We start from the raw sequence: 23,055 nt of genomic DNA, 5'->3' as shown, positions 1-23,055 counted from the left end.
CGATGCATCGCCGATGGTAGTGTGGGGTTTCCCCATGTGAGAGTAGGTCATCGTCAAGATTAAATTCCGAAACCCCATTTGCGAAAGCAGATGGGGTTTTGTTTTGGGCGGTCGAAAAGTGCGAAGAGGGCCATTGCCATGGCCTTCAATGCTAAAGTCCACGCCTCGATTTTGCTTTTCCCAAGGAAGCCGTTATGCCGGATGCGACGTCTCTCAGTGCTGGATTCATGGTGGTTCATGGCAACCGCCTGGATGAACTGCGTAGCCTGGTCGTCAGCTGGATGCGTCGCTATCCCCTGGCGCCGCTTGAAAACGAGATCGCCCTGGTACAAAGCAACGGTATCGCCCAATGGCTCAAGTTGGCCTTGGCCGAAGACCCGGAAGATGACGACATGGGCGGTTGTGGTATTGCCGCAGCAATTGACGTGCAACTCCCCGGCAGTTTCATGTGGCAGCTCTACCGCATGGTCCTCGGCCGTGACGAAATCCCGCTCAAGTCCCTGCTCGACAAAGCCCCACTGACCTGGCGCCTCATGCGCCTGCTCCCGGAACTCATCGGTCAACCCTACTTCGAGCCGCTGCAACGCTTCCTCACCCACGACACCGACCTACGCAAACGCTACCAACTCGCCGAGCGCCTGGCCGACCTGTTCGACCAATATCAGGTTTACCGCGCCGACTGGCTTGAGGACTGGGCCGCAGGCAGCCACCAATTACGCAACGGCCGAGGCGAGTCAAAACCCCTCGACCCAGCCAACTGCTGGCAAGCCGAACTATGGCGTGCGCTATTGCTGGATGTCGGCGCAGAGGGCATGGCCGAAAGCCGTGCCGGCGTTCACCAGCGTTTCATCGAGCGCATCAATACCCTTGAAACGGCCCCCCCAGGCCTACCTTCGCGGGTGATCGTGTTTGGGATTTCATCGCTGCCCGCCCAAGCACTGGAAGCACTCGCCGGCCTCGCGCGTTTCAGCCAAGTCCTGCTCTGTGTACACAACCCTTGCCGTCACCACTGGTCCGACATCGTTGCCGACAAAGACTTGCTGCGTAACGAATACAAGCGCCAAGCACGCAAAGCCGGCATGCCGCTCACCATCGACCCGCAAACCCTGCACCAGCACGCCCACCCGTTGCTCGCCGCTTGGGGCAAACAAGGCCGCGACTACATCAGCCTGCTCGACAGCTACGACGATCCCAACAGCTACCGCGCCGCATTCCGCGACGGTCGCATCGACCTGTTCAGCGACAGCGAACCCACCACGCTGCTCAACCAACTCCAGGACGACATCCTCGAACTGCGCCCACTCAACGAAACCCGCGAACTCTGGCCCGCTGTCGACCTGGAGCGTGACACCTCAATCCGCTTCCACGTCGCCCACAGTGCCCAGCGCGAAGTGGAGATCCTCCACGACCAACTGCTCCAACGCTTCAGCGCCGACCCCGCATTGCGCCCGCGAGACATCATCGTCATGGTCCCCGACGTCGACAGCTACGCGCCGCACATCCGTGCCGTGTTCGGCCAGCTGGAACGCAACGACCCACGCTTCATCCCCTTCACCCTGACAGACCAGGGCCAACGCGGCCGCGATCCCTTGCTGATCGCCGTCGAACACCTGCTCAAACTCCCCGACAGCCGCTTCCCGGTCAGCGAAATCCTCGACCTGCTCGATGTGCCCGCCCTGCGCGAACGCTTCGCCGTCAAGGAGCGCGACCTACCCACGCTGCACCGCTGGATCGAAGGCGCCGGAATTCGTTGGGGGCTTGATGCGCAGCAACGCGCAGGGCTGGGGCTGCCACAAGAACTGGAACAAAACAGCTGGCGATTCGGCCTACGTCGGATGTTGCTTGGTTACGCCGTAGGCAACGGCGCGTCCTGCGAAGGCATCGAACCCTACGACGAAATCGGCGGCCTGGATGCCGCCCTCATCGGTCCATTGGTCGCCTTGCTCGACGCCCTCAATGACGCGCATAAAACCCTGTCCGAGTCGGCAACCCCCCAGGTCTGGGGCGAGCGCCTGCAACGCCTGATGCAACTGTTCTTCCTGCCTAGCAGCGAGCACGACGACTACTTGCTGGGCCAACTCGAACAGCTGCGCGAAACCTGGCTGGAAACCTGCGAGTCCGTAGGCCTACAGGACGAGTTACCGCTCACCGTAGTCCGTGAGGCTTGGCTGGCTGGCTTGGACCAAGGCCGCCTGTCCCAACGCTTCCTCGCTGGAGCTGTCAATTTTTGTACACTGATGCCCATGCGAGCGATCCCGTTCAAACTTGTCTGCCTGCTCGGCATGAACGACGGCGACTACCCGCGCGCCCAGCCGCCGCTGGACTTTGACCTGATGGGCAGCGACTACCGTCCCGGCGACCGTTCACGCCGCGAAGACGACCGTTACCTGCTGCTCGAAGCCCTGCTCTCGGCGCGCGACCAGCTCTACATCAGTTGGGTCGGCCGCAGCATCCGCGACAACAGCGAGCGCCCGGCCTCGGTGCTGATCGGTCAGTTGCGCGACCACCTCGCCAGCGGCTGGCACCACGCCCACAGCGCCGAACCGCTGCTTGAGGCCATGACCCAGGAACACCCGCTGCAACCCTTCAGCGCCCGCTACTTCCACGAAGGCGACGCGCTGTTCAGCTACGCTCGCGAATGGCAGTTGCTGCACGAAGCATCTGATGTCGAAGCCAAAGCAGAACAATTGCCGGAGCATCACCAGGAAGAACCCCTGAGCCTCGGCCAGTTACAAGACTTCCTGCGCAACCCGGTCAAACATTTCTTCAGCCAGCGTCTGAAAGTGTTCTTCGAGGCCGCTGAAGTGCCTCTGGCCGATGAAGAACCCTTCGTTCTCGACGCCCTGCAACGCTACAGCCTCAGCGACAGTTTGTTAAACGCGGCACTGGCCGAGCCCGATCATCCTGACCAGGCCCTCAACGCCCAAGCCCTGCGCCTGCAAGGGAGTGGCCTGCTGCCCATGGTCGGTTTTGGCGAATGCCTGCGCAATGAATTAATCGAGCCGTTGCCCGACCTGCTGCAACGTTACCAACAACTGCTGGCTCTCTGGCCCACGCCACACATCGGTGCTGAACCGATCAGTTTTGAGCATCAAGGCATTCAGCTGGAAGGCTGGATCAGCGGCCTGCACCGGCGCAGTGATGGCGGATTGCTTAGCGTGACCACTATTCCCAACAGCATCGGTTCGATCAAGACTCGCAAGTGGCACCGGCTGATCCGCCCCTGGGTCAACCACGTGGTCGCGTGCGCCTGTGGCCTGTCGTTAAGTACCGGCCTGGTCGCCAGCGACGACACCCTGCTGCTGGCCCCTCTGGAGAAATCCACCGCCCAGGACATCCTGCGCAAGCTGCTCCAGGCCTGGCATCGCGGGATGCAAAAGCCGCTCCCCGTGGCCGTCAAGACCGCCTTCGCCTGGCTCGGCCAAACCGACCCGGCCAAAGCCGACGCCGCAGCCAGCAAAGCCTACGAAGGTGACGGCGTGAACACCGACGGCGAGCGCCGCGAAAGCCCTGCGCTCACCCGCCAATTCCCCGACTACGCGACACTCATCGCCAGCGCCGAATTCGAAGGCTGCTGCGAAACCCTGTATCGCCCGCTGATGAACGCAGCATGGCGATCACTGACCAGCGAGGAGGCCAGCGCATGAGCAGCAAACCCTTGGCCCTGGCCTTTCCGCTCAAAGGCAGCCAACTGATCGAGGCCAGCGCCGGCACCGGCAAGACCTTCACCATTTCTGCCTTATACCTGCGTCTTGTACTGGGGCACGGTGGCGAAGAGTCCGGGTTTGGCCGCGAACTGCTGCCACCGCAAATCCTCGTCGTAACCTTTACCGACGCCGCCACCAAGGAGCTGCGCGAGCGTATCCGCATCCGCCTGGCCGAAGCCGCGCGCTACTTTCGCGACGAAATCCAGCAACCCGATGCGCTGATCGCCGACCTGCGCAACCAATACCTGCCCGAACAGTGGCCCGCCTGCGCCAACCGCCTGGACATCGCCGCGCAATGGATGGACGAAGCCGCGGTTTCGACGATCCACAGTTGGTGCCAGCGCATGCTGCGCGAGCACGCGTTCGACAGCGGCAGCCTGTTCACTCAAACCCTGGAAACCGACCACAGCGACTTGCTTGGCGAAGTCCTGCGCGATTACTGGCGACTGTTCTGCTACCCGATGCACGACGATGCGCTCAACTGGGTCCGCACCCACTGGGGTGGCCCCGCTGCGCTGATGCCGCGGGTGCGCGCACTGTTTGGCAGCGAACGCCCCAGCGGTGAAAGCCGCGACCCTGCCGAACTGATCAACGCCTGCCTGCAGGAACGCCGCGAAGCGCTGATCGAACTCAAGGCACCTTGGCAACAATGGGCCAACGAACTGCGTGACATCTGCCTGCAAGCCGTGGCCGCCAAAGCCGTCGACGGCCGCAAGATGCAGGCGCGGTACTTCGAGCCCTGGTTCGAAAAAATCAGCGCCTGGGCCGCTGACGAAACCCTTGAGCAACTCGACATCGGCACCGGCTTCACGCGCCTGAGCCCCGACGGCATGGCCGAAGCCTGGAAGGGCGAGCCGCCGCAGCACCCTGGCATCGACGCCATGGCCGGCCTCAAGGCCGCCCTCGACGCGCTGCCAACCCCCGATGCCGCTGTGCTGCAACACGCCGCCGGTTGGGTCGGCAAACGCTTCGAAGAAGAAAAGCGTCGCCGCGCCGAAATGGGCTTCGACGACATGCTCACGCGCCTCAACACCGCGCTCCAGGCCGACGGCGGCGAGCGCCTGGCCAGTGTGATCCGCGAGCAGTTCCCGGTCGCGCTGATCGACGAATTCCAGGACACCGACCCGGTGCAATACAGCATCTTCGACAGCATTTACCGCATCGAAGAAAACCACCTCGACAGCGGCCTGTTCCTGATCGGCGACCCCAAACAGGCGATCTACGCCTTCCGCGGCGCCGACATCTACACTTACCTGCGCGCACGCGAGGCCACTACCGGGCGCCATCACACCCTGGGCACCAACTTCCGCTCCAGCCACGCGATGGTCGAGGCGGTCAACCACGTGTTCCAACGTGCCGAAAGCGGCCGTGGCGCGTTTCTCTTCCGCAAGCCGGACGGTGAAAACCCGGTGCCGTTCCAGCCGGTCTTGTCCCAAGGCCGCAAGGAGCTGTTGCAGGTCGATGGCCAGACGCTGCCGGCGATGAACCTGTGGCACCTGCCCACCGACCAACCGATTTCCACTGTGGTCTATCGCCAGCAACTGGCTGGCGCCTGTGCCACGCAGATTGCTGAACTGCTCAACGGCGGGCAGCAGGGCACAGCAGGTTTCCTACAGCCAGATGGTAGTTTCAACGGGGTGCTGCCGTCAGACATCGCCATCCTCGTGCGTGATGGCAAGGAAGCCCAAGCCGTGCGCGCCGAACTGGCCGCCCGTGGCGTACGCAGCGTGTACCTGTCGGACAAGGACTCGGTCTTCGCCGCCCAGGAAGCCCATGACCTGCTGGCCTGGCTCAAGGCCTGCGCCGAGCCGGACGTCGAGCGCCCGCTGCGCGCCGCCCTGGCTTGCGTAACCTTGAACCTGTCACTGCCGGAACTGGAGCGTCTGAACCAGGACGAACTGGCGTGGGAAACCCGCGTCATGCAGTTCCGTGGCTACCGCGCGATCTGGCGTACCCAAGGCGTGCTGCCGATGCTGCGGCGCTTGCTGCATGACTTCAAATTGCCGCAAACCCTGATCGCCCGCAGCGACGGCGAACGGGTGCTGACCAATCTGCTGCACCTCAGTGAACTGCTGCAACAAGCCGCCTCGGAACTGGACGGCGAACAGGCGTTGATCCGCCACCTGGCCGAACACCTGGCATTGTCGGGGCAGGCCGGGGAAGAGCAGATCCTGCGTCTGGAAAGCGATGAGCAACTGGTCAAAGTGGTGACGATTCACAAGTCCAAGGGCCTGGAGTACGACCTGGTCTTCCTGCCGTTCATCTGCTCGGCCAAACCGGTGGACGGCACGCGCTTGCCGCTGCACTACCACGATGAAAAGGGTAAGCCCCAAGTCAGCCTGCGCCCGACCGCCGAGCTCATCACCCAGGCCGACGATGAGCGCCTGGCCGAGGACCTGCGCCTGTTCTACGTAGCCCTGACCCGCGCCAAGCACGCCTGTTGGCTCGGTATCGCCGACCTCAAGCGCGGCAACAGCAGCAGCTCGGTGTTACATCTCTCGGCGCTGGGCTACTTGCTCGGCGCCGGTGCTGCGCTGGGTGAGTCCGCTGCCCTGGCGCGCTGGTTGCTGGACTTGCAGGAAGGCTGCCCCGCCGTACACTACGGCCACGTGCCCGACGCGCAAGACATCCTCTTCCACCCGCCGCGCAACGAAGCCACCTTGCTCGCACCATTGCTGCCCAAACGCAAAGCGGCAGAGAACTGGTGGATCGCGTCCTACAGCGCCCTGCGCATTGGCGACAGCATGAGCGTGGCCACCCTTGAAGCCCCGGAAAGCCCACAGGCGCAAAAGCTGTTCGATGACGAGCGCCTCGACCCGGATGCGCCGCGCGAAGTGGCGGCTTCCGGCGGTGACATTCACCGTTTCCCACGCGGTCCGAATCCGGGGACTTTTCTCCACGGCCTGTTGGAATGGGCTGGCGAAGATGGTTTCAACGTCACCCCGCAGGCCATCGAACAAGCCGTTGGTGCGCGCTGCAATCGACGCAATTGGGAAGGCTGGATCACCACCCTCAGCGCCTGGCTGGGCCAGTTGCTGCACACACCGCTGCCGGTGGATAACGATCAGGTCGCACTCAGCAACCTGCAGCAGTACCAGATCGAAATGGAGTTCTGGTTCGCCAGCCACAAAGTCGACGTGCTCGCCCTCGACAAGCTGGTGTGCCAGGCCACCCACAACGGAGTGTCCCGGGTCGCCGCCGAACCGGTGCTGCTCAACGGCATGTTCAAGGGCTTTATCGACCTGACCTTTGAACACGACGGCCGCTATTACGTGGCCGACTACAAATCCAACTGGCTTGGCCCCGACGATTCGGCCTACACACTGGAAGCCATGGAGCAGTCGATCCTCGAGCATCGGTATGACCTGCAATACGTGCTTTACCTACTGGCCCTGCACCGTCAGCTCAAGGCACGCCTGCCCGATTATGACTACGACCGCCATGTCGGCGGTGCGCTCTACGTGTTCCTGCGCGGCGTTCAAGCCGCCAGCCATGGCGCGTATTTCACCCGCCCGCCGCGCGAACTGATCGAAAGCCTGGACCTGTTGTTTCAGGGCAAGCCCATCCCACCCAAGGTTGAGCCCGCCTGGGAACAAGGAGTTCTGCTATGAGCCTGTCGCCATTGCCGTTGGAGGCGTTGGACCCCCTCAGCCGCGCCGCCGACCTCGTGCAACTGCTGGAGCGCTGGGTTGACCGCGGCTGGCTGCGCGCCCTGGACAAGGCCTTCGTCGGCTTCCTGCACGAACTCGATCCCCAGGCCGACCCGCTGGTGCTGCTGGCCGCTGCATTGACCAGCCACCAACTGGGCCACGGTCACGTCTGCCTGGACCTGTTCGAAACCCTCAAGGCGCCGGACTTCGCGCTGTCCTTGCCGCCCGAAGGCGACCTGCAGACCGGCGCGATGGTGCTGCCGTCGCAACTGCTCGACGGCCTCGACGGTGGCCACTGGTGCCAGGCGCTGGCTGCCAGTCGCCTGGTGGCCCAGGCCGTCGACGCCAGTGAGGCCGCGCAAAGCCGCCCGCTGGTATTGGCCGGCACGCGCCTGTACCTGCGTCGTTACTGGACTTACGAGCGGCGCATCGACAGCGCCTTGCGTCGTCGCCTCGCCACCCAGGAAAGCGTCGCTGCCGACTTGCCCCAGCGTCTCAATGGCCTGTTCGACCAGCCGCCACCGGACGGCGTGATCGACTGGCAAAAACTCGCCTGTGCCCTGGCCACGCGCGGTGCATTCAGCATCGTCACCGGCGGCCCCGGCACCGGCAAGACCACCACCGTGGTGCGCCTGCTCGCACTGCTGCAAGCGCCGGCGGTAGAAGCCGGCAGCCCGTTGCGCATTCGCCTGGCCGCGCCCACCGGCAAAGCGGCGGCGCGTCTCACCGAATCCATCAGCCAGCAAGTCCAGTCGCTGACCGTGCCCGACGACGTGCGCGAAAAAATCCCGACCCAGGTCACCACAGTTCATCGCTTGCTGGGCAGCCGCCCGGGGACGCGCCATTTCCGTCATCACCTGGGCAACCCGTTGCCCCTGGATGTGCTGGTGGTGGACGAAGCCTCGATGATCGACCTGGAAATGATGGCCAACCTGCTGGACGCCTTGCCGCCCCATGCACGGCTGGTGCTGCTGGGCGACAAGGACCAACTCGCCTCGGTGGAAGCGGGCGCAGTGCTTGGCGACTTGTGCCGCGACGCCGAAGCCGGCTGGTACAGCGCCGACACCCGCCAATGGCTGCAAGCGGTCAGCGGCGAAGACCTCAGCGCCAGCGGCCTGGAGGAAGACCGCGACGCCAGCCATCCCCTGGCCCAGCAAGTGGTGATGCTGCGCTACTCGCGGCGTTTCGGCGAAGGCAGCGGCATCGGTCAGCTCGCCCGCTGGGTCAACCAGCAAAACCCCGAGCAAGCCCGTGAGCTGTTGAATGCCGGCAGCCACGCCGACCTGGCTTGCGTAAGGCTCAAAGGGGAACACGACCACGCCCTGGAACGCTTGGTCCTGGACGGGCAGGGCAGTGACGGCGCCAGAGGTTATCGCTACTACCTCGACCTGCTGCGCAGTGCGCGTCCCGCCCTCGACACCCCGCGCGAAGACAATGCCTGGATCGACTGGGCACAACAGTTATTGCAGGCTTTCGACGCCTTCCAACTGCTCTGTGCCGTGCGCAAAGGCCCGTGGGGTGTAGAAGGGCTGAACCTGCGCATCACCGCCGCCTTGCGCAAAGCGCGGCTGATCGACGGCGACGAGCAATGGTACGAAGGCCGCCCGGTATTGATGACCCGCAACGATTACGGCCTGGGCCTGATGAACGGCGACATTGGCATCGCCCTCAAGCTGCCCGAAAGTGACGGTGGGCCCCAGGTGCTACGCGTCGCTTTCCCACGTAACGATGGCCAGGGTGGTGTACGGTTTGTTCTGCCCAGTCGTCTGAACGATGTGGAAACCGTGTACGCCATGACCGTGCACAAATCCCAGGGCTCGGAATTTACCCACACCGCGCTGATCCTGCCGGATGCGTTGAACCCGGTGCTGACCAAAGAACTGATCTACACCGGCATCACCCGGGCCAAGCGCTGGTTCAGCCTGATCGAACCCCGTGGCGGGGTATTTGAAGAGGCCGTGCGGCGCAAGGTCAAGCGCTTGAGCGGGCTGATGCTGGAGTTGGGGCATGTGGCGCAAAAACCTGACTGATAGGTCATTTATGGCGCTATATCGCGGGGGTTTCCGTCGCTGTGCTATCGTTGCGGCATCATTGTGACAAGTCCTGAGAGAAACGCTGCATGAACGTGGCTGTCTCGCCTACAGAGCGTCGTTTGAGCTGGAGACACATGCTGCTGACGGCGGTTCTGTGCATGCTCGCTCCCCGCGTGTTTGCCCAGGCGCCCAGCCCGGCGGATCATCGCGCCCAGGCCGTCACCCAGGTGGTACTCGGTATCCTCAGCTACGCCCGTTGGCCGGTGGAACCTGCGCAGTTGCGGCTGTGCATCGTCGGGCCCACCCAGTACACCGACGACCTGATCAAAGGCACCACCCAGGCCACCGGCCGTCCGGTGCTGGTCCAGCGCTTGCTGGCCGATCACCCCGACATCGTCAATACCTGTAACGCCGTATACATCGGCAAACTCAGCGCTGATGAACGCAGCAAGTTGTTTGCCTCGCTGATCGGCCACCCGGTGCTGAGCATCAGTGAAGGTGGCGACCAGTGCACCGTCGGCAGTCTGTTCTGCCTGCGGGTAGGGGATGAGCAGGTGTCGTTCGAAGTCAATCTCGACTCGGTGGCGCGCAGCGGCGTGCGCATTCACCCGAGTGTGCTGCAACTGTCCCGACGCAGGGCGCCAGAGTCATGACCGCGCTGAAAGAACGCCCGACCCTACGTTCGGTCATCGGCCGTGGGCACATGATCCTGGCGCTGGTGGCGGTGATTCTGGCGAGTGTGTCCTTGACCCTGCTCGGCGTGCTGGCGCTGCGTGTCTATGCCGAACACAACCTGCACCTGATCGCGCGTTCGATCAATTACACCGTGGAAGCGGCGGTGGTGTTCAACGACAGCGCGGCGGCCACCGAGGCCCTCAGTCTGATTGCCTCCACCGAAGAAGTGGCCCAGGCCGAAGTCTTCGATGCCAACGGCAAGTTGCTGGCGCAATGGGTGCGTCCGGACACCGGCATGCTTTCGCGGGTTGAGCTGGCGCTGGCGCATACCCTGCTTGAACAACCCATCAGCCAGCCGATCCTGCACCAAGGGCGCATCATCGGCAGCATCCACCTGACCGGCCACGGCGGCAGCCTGCTGCGCTTCTTGCTCAGCGGCCTGGCCGGGATTCTGATCTGCACCGCCCTCAGCGCCTGGGTTGCCCTGCACCTGGCCCAGCGCCTGTTGCGCGGCATCACCGGGCCGTTGCAAAGCCTCGCCGCCGTGGCCCACGCTGCCCGTAGCGAGCGGGATTTCGACCGCCGCGTGCCGCCGGCGCGGATTGCCGAGCTCGACAGCCTGGGCAGCGACTTCAACGCCTTGCTCGGTGAGATGCAAGCCTGGCAGAACCACCTGCAAAGCGAGAACGAAACCCTCGCGCACCTGGCCAACCACGACAGCCTGACCGGCCTGCCCAACCGCGCGTTCTTCGAAGGCCGCTTGATCCGCGCCCTGCGCAGTGCCGCCAAGGCCAAGGAACAACTGGCGGTGCTGTACCTCGACAGCGACCGCTTCAAGGAAATCAACGACAGCTTCGGCCACGCCGCCGGTGATGCGGTGCTGGTGGCCGTCGCCGACCGTGTGCGTGCGCAGTTGCGTGAGGATGACCTGGTGGCACGCCTGGGCGGCGACGAATTCGCGATCCTGCTGGCGCCCCTGCACAAACTGGAAGATGCCCAGCGTATCGCCGACAACATCATCGCCAGTATGGACCTGCCCATCTCCGTGCCGGGAGAGGCCCAGGTGTTTACCTCCCTCAGTATCGGCATCGCCCTCTACCCCGATCATGGTGCCACCCCCGGCACCCTGCTCAATGCCGCCGATGCGGCGATGTACCAGGCCAAACGCTCGTCTTCGGGCGGCCAGCAAACGGCGGAATCGGAAGCCTCCGTCGTCAACGTTCAACACAGGAGTTGACCCCTTGTTCTCGACCGCGCGCTTTATGTTTATCACCCTCCTGGTGGCGCTGCTCGCCCTCGGCGGCTGCCAGACGGCCCCACCCAAAGGCCTGACCCCGGCGCAGATTGCCGTGCTCAAGCAACAAGGCTTTGAACTCACCGACGACGGCTGGGCCTTTGGCCTGTCTGGCAAAGTGCTGTTTGGCAGCGATGTCGAAAGCCTGAACCCGCCCAGTACCGAAATCGTCGAACGCATTGGCAAGGCCCTGCTCGGCGTGGGTATCGAACGGGTGCGTGTCGACGGCCACACCGACGCCTCGGGCAAGGAAACCTACAACCAGCAACTGTCGCTGCGTCGCGCGAAAAGCGTGGCCAAGGTGCTGAGCGGCGTGGGGATGAAGGAAGAAAACATCCAGTTGCGCGGGTTGGGCAGCAGCGAACCTGTAGCGCCGAATACCACGGTGGCAGGGCGTACGGAGAACCGGCGGGTATCGATCGTGGTGATCGCCGACTGAGTCGACTCACCTATTTTCAAATTGAAACACAATCAACTGTGGGAGCTGGCTTGCCTGCGATAGCGGTCTATCAGCCGTGAAGTGCCGACTGATCCACCGCAATCGCAGGCAAGCCAGCTCCCACACTCTATTTGGGGTGTGCTTTAAACCCCATCTCTCGTGTCTCCCCCATCAACAACCCCTGGTTCTGCTCCGTCACTTCCCGGATGTAGTCCCACAGCAACGTAATCCGCTTCAACTTCCGCAGATCCTCCCGGCAATACATCCAGAACTGTCGCGTAATCGCGATTTCCTCTCCCAGCACCGGCAACAAGCGCGGGTCCTGCGCCGCCAGGAAACACGGCAGGATCGCCATCGACCGTCCCTGCTGCGCTGCCACGTACTGCGCAATCACGCTGGTGCTGCGCAAGCTGGCGCTGGCGCCGGGCACCACGTTTGCCAGGTACAACAATTCCGAGCTGAACGCCAAGTCATCCACGTAACTGATGAACGGATGCTCGGCCAGATCCGCCGGGCGTCGGATCGGCGGGTGTTGGTCGAGGTATTCCTGGGTCGCGTACAACTGCAGTTTGTAGTCGCACAGCTTGCAGCACACGTAAGGCCCGTGTTCCGGGCGTTCCAGGGCGATGACGATGTCGGCTTCGCGCTTGGACAGGCTGATGAAGTGAGGCAGGGGCAGGATGTCCACCGAGATTGCCGGATACGTATCGACGAAGTGGCTCAATTGCGGCGTGACGAAAAAGCTGCCGAACCCTTCGGTACAGCCCATGCGCACATGCCCGGACAGCGCCACGCCAGAGCCGGAAACCTGCTCGCAGGCCATGTGCAGGGTGCTTTCGATCGACTCTGCATAGCCCAGCAAACGCTGGCCCTCGGGGGTGAGGACGAAGCCGTTGGTGCGGGACTTTTCGAACAGCAGGGTGCCGAGTGACACCTCCAGCGAACTGATGCGCCGCGACACCGTGGTGTAGTCCACCGCCAGGCGCTTGGCGGCGACGCTGGCCTTGCGGGTGCGGGCCACTTCGAGGAAAAACTTCAGGTCATCCCAGTTCAGGGCGCCCAGTGACGTGATGTTTTTTTGCATATTGGTCCGGCTTTTATGTGCGTTCTTATTAGAGATTTGCACATCTATACTCCAAAAACAGTCCGAACGCCTCATTCCCAAGGCGATTCACGCGCCTTGTCTCTGCATAACTACAAGATTGGAGACCCCATGAACGCTTCTGCCGATATCTCCGTACAACAGGTCAAATTGCTGATCAATGGTGAATGGGTCGAGTCCAAGACCGCCCACTGGCAAGACATCGTCAACCCGGCCACCCAAGAAGTGCTGGCCAAAGTCCCGTTCGCCACGGCCGATGAAGTCAATGCCGCCATCGACGCCGCTCACCGCGCCTTCCAGACCTGGAAGCTGACGCCGATCGGCGCGCGCATGCGCATCATGCTCAAGCTGCAAGCCCTGATCCGCGAACATTCCAAGCGCATCGCCGTGGTCCTCAGCGCCGAGCAGGGCAAGACCATTGCCGATGCCGAAGGCGATATTTTCCGCGGCCTGGAAGTGGTGGAACACGCCTGTTCCATCGGCACCCTGCAGATGGGCGAATTCGCCGAGAACGTCGCCGGTGGCGTCGACACCTACACCCTGCGTCAACCGATCGGCGTGTGCGCCGGCATCACCCCGTTCAACTTCCCGGCGATGATTCCGCTGTGGATGTTCCCGATGGCAATTGCCTGCGGTAACACATTCGTCCTCAAACCGTCCGAGCAGGACCCGCTGTCGACGATGCTGCTGGTAGAACTGGCGCTGGAAGCCGGTGTGCCGGCGGGCGTGCTCAACGTGGTGCACGGCGGCAAGGACGTGGTGGATGCGCTGTGCACCCACAAAGACATCAAGGCCGTGTCCTTCGTCGGCTCGACCGCAGTCGGCACCCATGTGTACGACTTGGCGGGCAAGCACGGCAAACGCGTGCAGTCGATGATGGGCGCCAAGAATCACGCCGTGGTGCTGCCGGATGCCAACCGCGAGCACACCCTCAACGCCCTGGTCGGTGCCGGTTTCGGCGCGGCAGGCCAGCGCTGCATGGCCACCTCGGTGGTGGTTCTGGTGGGGGCGTCCAAGCAATGGCTGCCGGACCTCAAAGCGCTGGCGCAGCAACTCAAGGTCAACGCCGGCAGTGAAGCCGGCACCGACGTCGGCCCGGTGATTTCCAAGCGTGCCAAGGCGCGCATCCTGGAACTGATCGAAAGCGGTGTGAAGGAAGGCGCCAAGCTGGAGCTGGACGGCCGCGACATCCAGGTGCCGGGCTACGAGCAAGGCAACTTTGTCGGCCCGACCCTGTTCTCCGGCGTGACCACCGACATGCAGATCTACACCCAGGAAATCTTCGGCCCGGTGCTGGTGGTGATCGAAGTTGCGACCCTCGATGAGGCCATCGCACTGGTCAACGCCAACCCGTTCGGCAATGGCACTGGCCTGTTCACTCAAAGTGGAGCGGCGGCGCGTAAGTTCCAGAGCGAAATCGATGTAGGCCAGGTCGGCATCAACATTCCGATCCCGGTGCCGGTGCCGTTCTTCAGCTTCACCGGTTCCCGTGGCTCCAAACTCGGCGACCTCGGCCCGTACGGCAAGCAAGTCGTGCAGTTCTACACCCAGACCAAGACCGTCACCAGCCGCTGGTTCGACGACGACACGGTCAACGATGGCGTCAACACCACCATCAACCTGCGCTGATTCCGGGAGACGAGCATGAAGATTGCATTTATCGGCCTGGGCAACATGGGCGCGCCCATGGCCCGCAACCTGATCAAGGCCGGCCACGCGCTGAACCTGTTCGACTTGAACCAGACGGTCCTCAAGGAACTGGCCGCGCTGGGCGGCACTATCAGCGCCTCACCGCGTGACGCGGCCAACGGCGCCGAACTGGTGATCACCATGCTGCCGGCCGCGGCCCATGTGCGCAGCGTCTGGCTGAATGAAGACGGCGTACTCGCCGGCATCGGCAAAGGCGTACCGGCGGTGGATTGCAGCACCATCGACCCGCAAACCGCGCGTGACGTAGCCGCGGCTGCGGCCAAGCAAGGCGTGGTGATGGCGGATGCACCGGTGTCCGGCGGCACCGGCGGCGCCCAGGCCGGGACGTTGACCTTTATGGTCGGCGCCACCGCAGAACTGTTCGCCACCCTGCAACCGGTGCTGGCGCAGATGGGCCGCAACATCGTGCACTGCGGCGACGTGGGTACCGGGCAAATCGCCAAGATCTGCAACAACCTGCTGCTGGGCATCAGCATGGTCGGCGTCAGCGAGGCCATGGCGCTGGGGGATGCGCTGGGCATCGATACCCAGGTGCTGGCGGGAATCATCAACAGCTCGACCGGGCGCTGCTGGAGTTCCGATACCTACAACCCGTGGCCGGGGGTGATCGAAACGGCGCCGTCGTCCCGTGGCTATACCGGCGGGTTTGGTGCCGACCTGATGCTCAAGGATCTGGGGCTGGCGACTGAAGCGGCACGCCAGGCGCACCAACCTGTGATCCTCGGCGCGGTGGCGCAGCAGTTGTACCAATCGATGAGTCAGCGTGGGGAGGGGGGCAAGGACTTCTCGGCAATCATCAACAGCTACCGCAAACCCGAATAAGGTCGACCTGTCGTGAGCGGGGCAAGCCTGCTCACGACAGCGGTTTTGGCTTCGGCAGCAGGTCAGGCGAACACGAAGTACTTACGCACGGTCTCGACCACTTCCCAGGTGCCTTTCATCCCCGGTTCCACCACAAAGATGTCCCCGGCGCGCAAGTGAATCGGCTCCAGGCCGTCTGGGGTGATGATGCAGTAGCCTTCCTGGAAGTGGCAGTATTCCCACTTCACGTAGTCCACATACCACTTGCCCGGTGTGCAGATCCAGGTGCCCATGATCTTGCTGCCGTCTTCGCTGGTATAGGCGTTGAGGTTGACGGTGTGCGGGTCGCCTTCGAGCTTTTCCCATTTGCACGCGTCCAGGACCGGCAGGGGGTGAGTGTCGCGCAGTACGGTGATGGGCTTGGACATGATGTCTCCGAGGCAGGGAATTCAAAGATGAACCCTACGGCCTCGGGCGTTGCGCCAGTGGTCTGAACTCGACATCGGGATGCCCAGAAGCGCAGCAGGGTCCGATTCCTCTGACACGCCTCTGTTCACTGTGGGAGCGGGCTTGCTCGCGAATGCAGTCGGCCAGTTACGGCTGAGTTGACTGGCCCACCGCATTCGCGAGCAAGCCCGCTCCCACACGGATTACTGCGCCACAGCGACTTTCGTGTTTTTCATCCGCAAGCGATAGGCAATGTAGATCACCCCCACCCACACCGGCATTGCAAACACCGAATTGCGAATCCCCGGGATCGCCAGCATCACGCTGATGATCACCACCATGAATGCCAGGCACAGGTAGTTGGTGTACGGGAACCAGAAGGTTTTGAACGATGGCGTCACGCCTTGCTCGCCCATGGCCTTGCGGAACTTGATGTGGGTGAGGCTGATCAGCGCCCAGTTGATCATCAGCGAGGCAACCACCAGTGCAAACAGCAGCTCCAGCGCGCTGTGCGGTGCCACGTAGTTGACCACCACGCAGAGCATCGTCACCAACGCCGAGACCGCCAGGGCGCGTAGCGGCACGCCTTGCTTGTTGAGCTTCATCAGCGCTTTTGGCGCATCGCCTTGCTCGGCCAGGCCGAACAGCATGCGGCTGTTGCAGTACACGCCACTGTTGTAGACCGACAACGCTGCGGTCAGCACCACGAAGTTGAGGATGTGTGCCGCGGTGTCATTACCGATCAACGAGAAGATCTGCACAAACGGGCTGCCACTGTAGGCATCGCCCGAGGCGCCGAGGGTTTGCAACAGTTGGTCCCACGGGTACAGCGACAGTAGCACGGTCAGGGCGCCGACGTAGAAAATCAGGATGCGGTACACCACCTGGTTGATCGCCTTGGGGATCACCTTGCGCGGCTCGCTGGCTTCGGCGGCGGTGATGCCCACCAGCTCCAGGCCACCGAACGAGAACATGATGAACGCCATCGACATCAACAGCCCCATGCCTCCATTCGGGAAGAACCCGCCGTGGTCCCACAGGTTGCTGATGGACGCTTGCGGGCCGCCAAGGCCGCTGAACAGCAGGTAGCAGCCGAGCAGGATCATGCCGATGATTGCCACCACCTTGATGATCGCAAACCAGAACTCGGCCTCCCCGAAGAACTTCACGTTCAGGGTATTGATCAGGTTTACGGCCGCAAAGAACACCAGCGCGCTGACCCAGGTCGGAACCTCTGGCCACCAGAACTGGATGTACTTGCCCACCGCCGTCAGTTCGGCCATGCCGACCAGTACGTAGAGCACCCAGTAGTTCCAGCCCGCCAGAAAGCCCGCGTAGCCGCCCCAGTATTTGTGGGCGAAGTGGCTGAAGGAACCGGCCACCGGCTCTTCGACGATCATTTCGCCAAGCTGGCGCATCATCAGGAATGCGATGAAACCGGCGATCGCGTAACCCAGGATCATCGACGGCCCCGCTGACTTGAGCACGCCCGCCGAACCGAGGAACAGCCCCGTACCAATCGCCCCTCCCAAGGCGATCAGCTGAATATGCCGATTCTTCAGGCCCCGCTTGAGGCCCACCGGGTTAACCATGTCATCCGCCATTCACGTTACCTTCTACTTTTTTCGCGAGGTGGTGCACATCGCACCTGCCCTTGGAACTGCTGAGGGGGCAGATATTACTCTGCGTGACCGCCGAGCGTTATCAACGCGGTCAAAAAATGTGTGATGGGTTCAGGGCGTCGAACAAGGCTTTGGCGTAACCGGGTAGCTGTTCAAATGAGCGCGCGCTGAGCAGCAGCTGTCGGCAGGCCCATTCTTCGCGCAAGGGTTGAGCCTTGAAGCGGCGTTCCTTCGGCCAACGCTCCAGGGCCGCCTGGGGCACGATGCCGAGCCCGGCGCCGCCTGCGACCATGCGGATAACCCCATCAAAACCTTCCGCGCGGATCCGCGTTTGCAGGCGGAACCCGGCGTGCAACGCCTGTTCTTCGAGATACACCGCCAGCGCGCTGTTGGCGGCGAGGCCTACGTAGTCGTGTTGCAGGCTATCGATGAAGCTGACGTTCCGGCTGGCGAGCGGATGATCCAGCGGCATGATCAACACCAGCGGGTCGTCGCGAAACGCCAGGGTCTGTAAGCCGTGGGTGTCCACTGCGTCGGAAATGATCCCGAGATCGGCCGTACCCTGGCGCAATGCCTGGGTGATGCGCAGGCTGGGCAATTCCTGCAGGTCGATGTCGAGGTTGGGGTGCTCACGCAGAAAGTCCGCCAGCAGTTCCGGCAGGTATTCGCTGAGGGCGGTGGTGTTGCACAGCAGGCGCACCTGGCCTTTGACGCCGTTGGCGTATTCCGCCAGGTCCTGTTGCAGGTGCTCGGCCTGTTGCAGCAACAGGCGCGCGTGACGGGCCAGGGCCTTGCCGGCGGGCGTGGGGGTGACGCCACGGCGGCCGCGTTCGAGGAACTCGATGCCCAGTGACGCTTCCATCGCCCGGATGCGTGCACTGGCAGCGGCCAGGGATAAATGGCTGCGGGCGGCGCCGGCGGTGATATTGCCGGTGTCGAGGATGTGCAGGTAGAGGCGTAGGTCGATCAGGTCAAAGTGCATGGCGGGGGTTCTCGAGTGATTGGGCTGGCCTCTTCGCGGGCAAGCCCGCTCCCACACTTGACCGGGTTCCAGCATGAGAGCGCGGCTGAATAATGGCTGCGGGCGGCGCCGGCGGTGATATTGCCGGTGTCGAGGATGTGCAGGTAGAGGCGTAGGTCGATCAGGTCAAAGTGCATGGCGGGGGTTCTCGAGTGACTGGGCTGGCCTCTTCGCGGGCAAGCCCGCTCCCACACTTGACCGGGTTCCAGCATGAGAGCGGGGCTGAATAATGGCTGCGGGCGGCGCCGGCGGTGATATTGCCGGTAGGGGCGTAGGTCGATCAGGTCAAAGTGCATGGCGGGGGGGCTCGAGTGACTGGGCTGGCCTCTTCGCGGGCAAGCTTGCTCCCACACTTGACCGGGTTCCAGCATGAGAATGGGGTCGAATGTGGGAGCGGGCTTGCCCGCGAAAGCGTCATCAGCCTCACGCAAAACAAGAGGCTGCCTCAGTATATGGCGAATTTCCAACCCCGCCTCAACCCGCCACAATCCGGCCATGACTACTGTCCTCACGTTCTACCAAGACATCGGCCCCGCCCTGACCCTGCTGGTATTCGGCACCTTCCTGCTGGCCGGCGCCGTCAAGGGCGTTATCGGCCTGGGCCTGCCCACGGTCGCCATGGGCCTGCTCGGTCTGGCTATGCTCCCGGCGCAGGCTGCGGCGTTGCTGATCATTCCATCGACCGTTACCAACCTCTGGCAATTGGCATTCGGCGGCCACCTGCGTGCGCTGCTCAAACGCCTGTGGCCGCTGTTGCTGCTGATCTTCCTCGGCACCGGGCTCGGCACGCTGTGGCTGGGCATGGACGGCGGCGGCTGGGTGGTGCACGCCTTGGGCGGCGCGCTGCTGGTGTATGCGTTGAGCGGATTGTGCCTGCCTACGTTGAAGGTCAAGCCTGAAACCGAACGCTGGCTTGGCCCGGTGTGTGGCCTGGTCACCGGCATCATCACCTCGGCCACCGGCGTCTTCGTGATTCCGGCGGTGCCGTACCTGCAAGCCCTGGGCTTGAGCCGCGACCAACTGGTGCAGGCGCTGGGGCTGTCGTTCAGCGTGTCAACCCTGGCGTTGGCCGCCGGTCTGTCTTGGCGCGGCAGCCTCGGCGTTGGCGAAATCAATGCCTCGCTGCTGGCGCTGGTGCCCGCGCTGCTGGGTATGGGGTTGGGCCAAGTGGTGCGTCAGCGCATCAGCGCGGTGCTGTTCAAACGCGTGTTTCTTATCGGCATGGCACTGCTGGGCGGCCATCTGCTGATCAACGGTTAACAATCGCCGGGTATTCGTGCATTGCGGTCAAATGTATTTTGCCGCGCCACCGCTTATTCCGAGGGGCTGAGGTCGATAGTCTGCGTCCAGACATTTCAACTTCTGGAGACCCTCCCATGAAAAAAGTACTCCTGCTCAACGGCGGCAAAAAGTTCGCCCACTCCGATGGCCGCTACAACAACACCCTGCATGATGCCGCCGTGGCCGTGCTGGACCGTGGGGGTATCGACGTCAAGGTCACCCATATCGATGAAGGCTACGACGTGGCCGAAGAAGTCGCGAAATTCCTCTGGGCCGACGTGATCATCTACCAGATGCCCGGCTGGTGGATGGGCGCACCGTGGATCGTCAAGAAATACATCGACGAGGTCTTCACCGAAGGCCACGGCAGCCTGTACGCCAGCGATGGCCGCACCCGCTCCGATGCTTCGCAGAAATACGGCAGCGGCGGCCTGATCCAGGGCAAGCAATACATGCTGTCGCTGACCTGGAACGCACCGCAGCAAGCCTTCGACGACCCGAGCGACTTTTTCGAAGCCAAGGGCGTGGACGCGGTCTACTTCCCGTTCCACAAGGCCAACCAATTCCTTGGCATGACCGGCCTGCCGACCTTCCTCTGCGTGGACGTGATGAAACGCCCGGCCATCGACGCCGACGTGGCGCGCTACGAGCAGCATCTGGCGCAGGTGTTCAACCTCTCGGTGTAAGCTGCGGCTAACCGATTACGAGGACAGCCAGTGAAAGCCCGATCCGACGAGCTACAAATCTTCGTCAGCGTGATTGAGTGCGGCTCGATTTCCGCCGCGGCGGAGCAGGTCGGGCAGACGCCGTCGGCGGTCAGCCGCACCTTGTCGCGCCTGGAGGCCAAGCTCGAGACCACGCTGATCAACCGCACCACGCGACGCATGGACCTGACCGAAGAGGGCAAGTACTTCTTCGAGCAGGCCAAGCTGATCCTGGCGCAGATGGATGAGCTGGAAGAACGCCTGTCGTCGCGCCAGAAGCACCCGGCCGGGCGCTTGCGTATCAATGCGGCCGTGCCGTTCATGCTGCATGGGATCGTGCCGTACATCGCCGAATTTCGCCGCCTGTACCCGCAGATCCAGTTGGAGCTGAACAGCGATGACTTGATCATCGACCTGCTGGAGCAAAGCACCGACATCGCGATCCGCATCGGTACGCTGGCCGACTCCACCCTGCATGCCCGCGCCTTGGGCTGCACGCCGCTACATATCCTCGCCAGCCCTGCCTATATCGAGCAGTTCGGCACGCCGAGCACGGTAGCTGAACTGGCCGACCACACCTTGCTTGGCTTCACCCAGACTGAAACCCTCAACCACTGGCCACTGCGCCATGTGGAAGGCGACCGCTGGCTGATCCAGCCGGGCATTGCCGCGTCCAGCGGTGAAACCCTGCGCCAGCTGGCGCTGGAGGGGCAGGGCATTTGCTGCCTGTCGAACTTCATGACCAGCGCCGACATCGACGCCGGGCGCCTGGTGCCGGTGCTGGAGGCGTTCAACAGCGGCTATCGCCAGCCGATTCATGCGGTGTTCTATCGCAACTCGCAGTTGGCGCTGCGCATCCAGTGTTTCCTCGACTTTATCCAGGCCAAGCTGGCGCGGTATGCCTGCTAGCGGTTGGCTTGGGACCGCGGTGCAGCCTTTCGCAGGCAAGCCCGCTCCCACACTTGACGGCATTCCAAGGTTGAAACGCGGCCAAATGTGGGAGCTGGCTTGCCTGCGAAAGGCCCGACACGGTCCACCAGACTAGCCCCACCCCCCGGCAATTGCGTACCATCGCCCGCCTTATTCCCGCCTTACCCTGGTACTTCATGAACCTCACCCGTCTGCGCGCCGATGCCCTGGCCGGCCTCACCACGTCTTTCGCGCTGCTGCCCGAATGCATCGCCTTTGCCCTGGTGGCCCATCTCAACCCGCTGATGGGACTCTACGGCGCCTTTATCATCTGCACGCTCACGGCGCTGTTCGGCGGTCGTCCCGGCATGGTCTCGGGTGCGGCAGGGTCGATGGCGGTGGTGATCGTCGCGCTGGTGGTGCAACACGGTGTGGAGTACCTGCTGGCCACGGTGCTGCTGGGCGGGTTGATCATGATCGCCTTTGGCCTGTTGCGCCTGGGCAAGCTGGTGCGCATGGTGCCGCACCCGGTGATGCTGGGGTTCGTCAACGGCCTGGCGATCATCATTGCATTGGCGCAACTGGAGCATTTCAAGAGCGGTGAACACTGGCTCGGCGGCACGCCGCTGTATGTGATGATCGGCCTGGTGCTGGTGACCATGGCCATCGTCTACCTGCTGCCGCGCATCACCCGCGCAGTGCCGCCGGCGCTGGTGGCGATCCTCGGCGTGGGCCTGGCGGTGTACCTGCTCGGCCTGCCGACCCGCACCCTGGGCGATATGGCCCACATCGCCGGCGGCCTGCCGACGTTTGCGCTGCCGCAGGTCCCCTGGACCCTGGAAACCCTTGGCATCATCGCGCCGTACGCGTTCCTGATGGCCATGGTCGGCCTGCTGGAAACCCTGCTCACCCTTAACCTCACCGACGAAATCACCGAGACCCGTGGCTACCCTGATCGCGAAAGCGTGGCCCTGGGCGCGGCGAATATGGTCTCGGGCGTGTTCGGCGGCATGGGGGGTTGCGCGATGATCGGGCAAACCGTGATCAACCTCAGCTCCGGCGGGCGCGGGCGTTTTTCCGGGGTGTTTGCCGGGGTGATGATCCTGTTGTTTATCCTGTTCCTGTCGCCGTTTATCGAGCGCATTCCGCTGGCGGCGCTGGTCGGGGTGATGTTCGTGGTGTCCCAGCAGACCTTCGCCTGGGCGTCCTTGCGGGTGATCAACAAGGTGCCGCTCAACGATGTGCTGGTGATCCTGGCAGTGACGGTGATCACCGTGTTCACCGACCTGGCCACCGCCGTGCTGTGCGGGATCGTGATTGCGGCGCTGAACTTCGCCTGGCAACAGGCCCGCGAGTTGTACGCCGATACGCATCTGGAGGCCGATGGCAGCAAGCTCTATCGGGTGCACGGCACCTTGTTCTTCGCCTCGACCACGCCGTTCTTGAACCAGTTCGACCCGGCGGGCGACCCGGCGCAGGTGACGCTGGATTGCCGGCACCTGAGCTTTGTCGATTATTCAGCGATTGCCGCGCTGATGACCTTGCGCGAGCGGTATGCCAAGGCCGGCAAGCACCTGCGGGTGCTGCATTTGTCGGAGCGCTGCAAGAAGCTGCTCAAGCGCGCCAAGGTGCATCACGACTGATGGTGGAACCTTGTGGC

At 63.2% G+C, this 23,055-nt stretch carries 16 protein-coding genes; 12 read left to right on the top strand and 4 right to left on the bottom strand.

Annotated features, from left to right (window positions below; translation table 11 throughout):
* Positions 1–194 precede the first annotated feature (194 nt).
* The 6 genes from recC (at position 195) to IB241_RS23740 (ending at position 11,798) form a co-directional block, all read left to right on the top strand.
* Positions 195–3,647: an exodeoxyribonuclease V subunit gamma gene (gene recC, locus IB241_RS23765; RefSeq protein WP_192300634.1), complete on the top strand. Its 3,453-nt coding sequence runs from the start codon at positions 195–197 to the stop codon at positions 3,645–3,647.
* Entirely contained in the window at positions 3,644–7,318 is a 3,675-nt protein-coding gene (recB, locus tag IB241_RS23760; RefSeq protein WP_192300633.1) for an exodeoxyribonuclease V subunit beta, read from the top strand. Before recC ends, recB begins: the two co-directional genes overlap by 4 nt.
* A complete protein-coding gene (recD, locus tag IB241_RS23755) occupies positions 7,315–9,387 on the top strand; it encodes an exodeoxyribonuclease V subunit alpha (protein ID WP_192300632.1) in 2,073 nt (690 codons plus the stop codon). The genes recB and recD overlap by 4 nt, the downstream gene beginning before the upstream one ends.
* An 89-nt stretch (positions 9,388–9,476) precedes the next feature.
* Positions 9,477–10,043, top strand: a complete 567-nt coding sequence (locus IB241_RS23750) for a YfiR family protein (protein WP_192300631.1) — start codon at positions 9,477–9,479, stop codon at positions 10,041–10,043.
* Positions 10,040–11,302, top strand: coding sequence for a diguanylate cyclase domain-containing protein (locus IB241_RS23745; protein WP_192300630.1), 1,263 nt, complete (start codon positions 10,040–10,042; stop codon positions 11,300–11,302). The genes IB241_RS23750 and IB241_RS23745 overlap by 4 nt, the downstream gene beginning before the upstream one ends.
* Before the next feature lie 4 nt (positions 11,303–11,306).
* Positions 11,307–11,798: an OmpA family protein gene (locus IB241_RS23740; RefSeq protein ID WP_192300629.1), complete on the top strand. Its 492-nt coding sequence runs from the start codon at positions 11,307–11,309 to the stop codon at positions 11,796–11,798.
* A gap of 127 nt (positions 11,799–11,925) precedes the next feature.
* Here the strand turns inward: IB241_RS23740 and IB241_RS23735 are convergent, their stop codons facing one another.
* On the bottom strand, positions 11,926–12,882 hold the full coding sequence (locus IB241_RS23735; protein ID WP_192300628.1) for a LysR family transcriptional regulator: 957 nt from the start codon (positions 12,880–12,882) through the stop codon (positions 11,926–11,928).
* A 129-nt stretch (positions 12,883–13,011) separates the two neighbouring features.
* Here IB241_RS23735 and IB241_RS23730 point away from each other — a divergent pair, with 129 nt between their 5' ends.
* Together IB241_RS23730 and mmsB are read left to right on the top strand one after the other, a co-directional pair.
* The gene (locus IB241_RS23730; protein ID WP_192300627.1) at positions 13,012–14,529 is read left to right on the top strand and encodes a CoA-acylating methylmalonate-semialdehyde dehydrogenase; all 1,518 of its coding nucleotides are present in this window, start codon (positions 13,012–13,014) and stop codon (positions 14,527–14,529) included.
* Between the two features lie 15 nt (positions 14,530–14,544).
* Entirely contained in the window at positions 14,545–15,432 is an 888-nt protein-coding gene (gene mmsB / locus IB241_RS23725) for a 3-hydroxyisobutyrate dehydrogenase (protein ID WP_192300626.1), read from the top strand.
* Between the two features lie 62 nt (positions 15,433–15,494).
* On the opposite strand, the gene IB241_RS23720 is transcribed toward mmsB, so the two are convergent.
* The 3 genes from IB241_RS23720 to IB241_RS23710 all read right to left on the bottom strand — a co-directional run bounded on the left by IB241_RS23720 (position 15,495) and on the right by IB241_RS23710 (position 18,462).
* Positions 15,495–15,839, bottom strand: coding sequence for a cupin domain-containing protein (locus IB241_RS23720; protein ID WP_192300625.1), 345 nt, complete (start codon positions 15,837–15,839; stop codon positions 15,495–15,497).
* A gap of 222 nt (positions 15,840–16,061) precedes the next feature.
* Positions 16,062–17,462, bottom strand: coding sequence for an amino acid permease (locus IB241_RS23715; protein ID WP_192300624.1), 1,401 nt, complete (start codon positions 17,460–17,462; stop codon positions 16,062–16,064).
* A gap of 109 nt (positions 17,463–17,571) precedes the next feature.
* Complete coding sequence (locus IB241_RS23710; protein ID WP_192300623.1) at positions 17,572–18,462, bottom strand: LysR substrate-binding domain-containing protein; 891 nt, start codon at positions 18,460–18,462, stop codon at positions 17,572–17,574.
* Between the two features lie 534 nt (positions 18,463–18,996).
* Here IB241_RS23710 and IB241_RS23700 point away from each other — a divergent pair.
* From IB241_RS23700 to IB241_RS23685, 4 genes are all read left to right on the top strand, one after another.
* Entirely contained in the window at positions 18,997–19,761 is a 765-nt protein-coding gene (locus IB241_RS23700; protein ID WP_192300622.1) for a sulfite exporter TauE/SafE family protein, read from the top strand.
* Between the two features lie 116 nt (positions 19,762–19,877).
* Positions 19,878–20,468 (top strand): NAD(P)H-dependent oxidoreductase, encoded by a 591-nt coding sequence (locus IB241_RS23695; RefSeq protein WP_192300621.1) that lies wholly within the window; start codon positions 19,878–19,880, stop codon positions 20,466–20,468.
* Between the two features lie 30 nt (positions 20,469–20,498).
* Positions 20,499–21,395, top strand: a complete 897-nt coding sequence (locus IB241_RS23690) for a LysR substrate-binding domain-containing protein (RefSeq protein ID WP_192300620.1) — start codon at positions 20,499–20,501, stop codon at positions 21,393–21,395.
* A gap of 197 nt (positions 21,396–21,592) precedes the next feature.
* A complete protein-coding gene (locus IB241_RS23685; protein ID WP_192300619.1) occupies positions 21,593–23,038 on the top strand; it encodes a SulP family inorganic anion transporter in 1,446 nt (481 codons plus the stop codon).
* Positions 23,039–23,055 lie beyond the last annotated feature (17 nt).

The organism is Pseudomonas sp. PDM05, from assembly GCF_014851685.1.
Lineage (GTDB): Bacteria > Pseudomonadota > Gammaproteobacteria > Pseudomonadales > Pseudomonadaceae > Aquipseudomonas.
The sequence above is the reverse complement of the archived record's forward strand: the minus strand, read 5'-3'. Positions and strand labels throughout refer to the sequence as shown.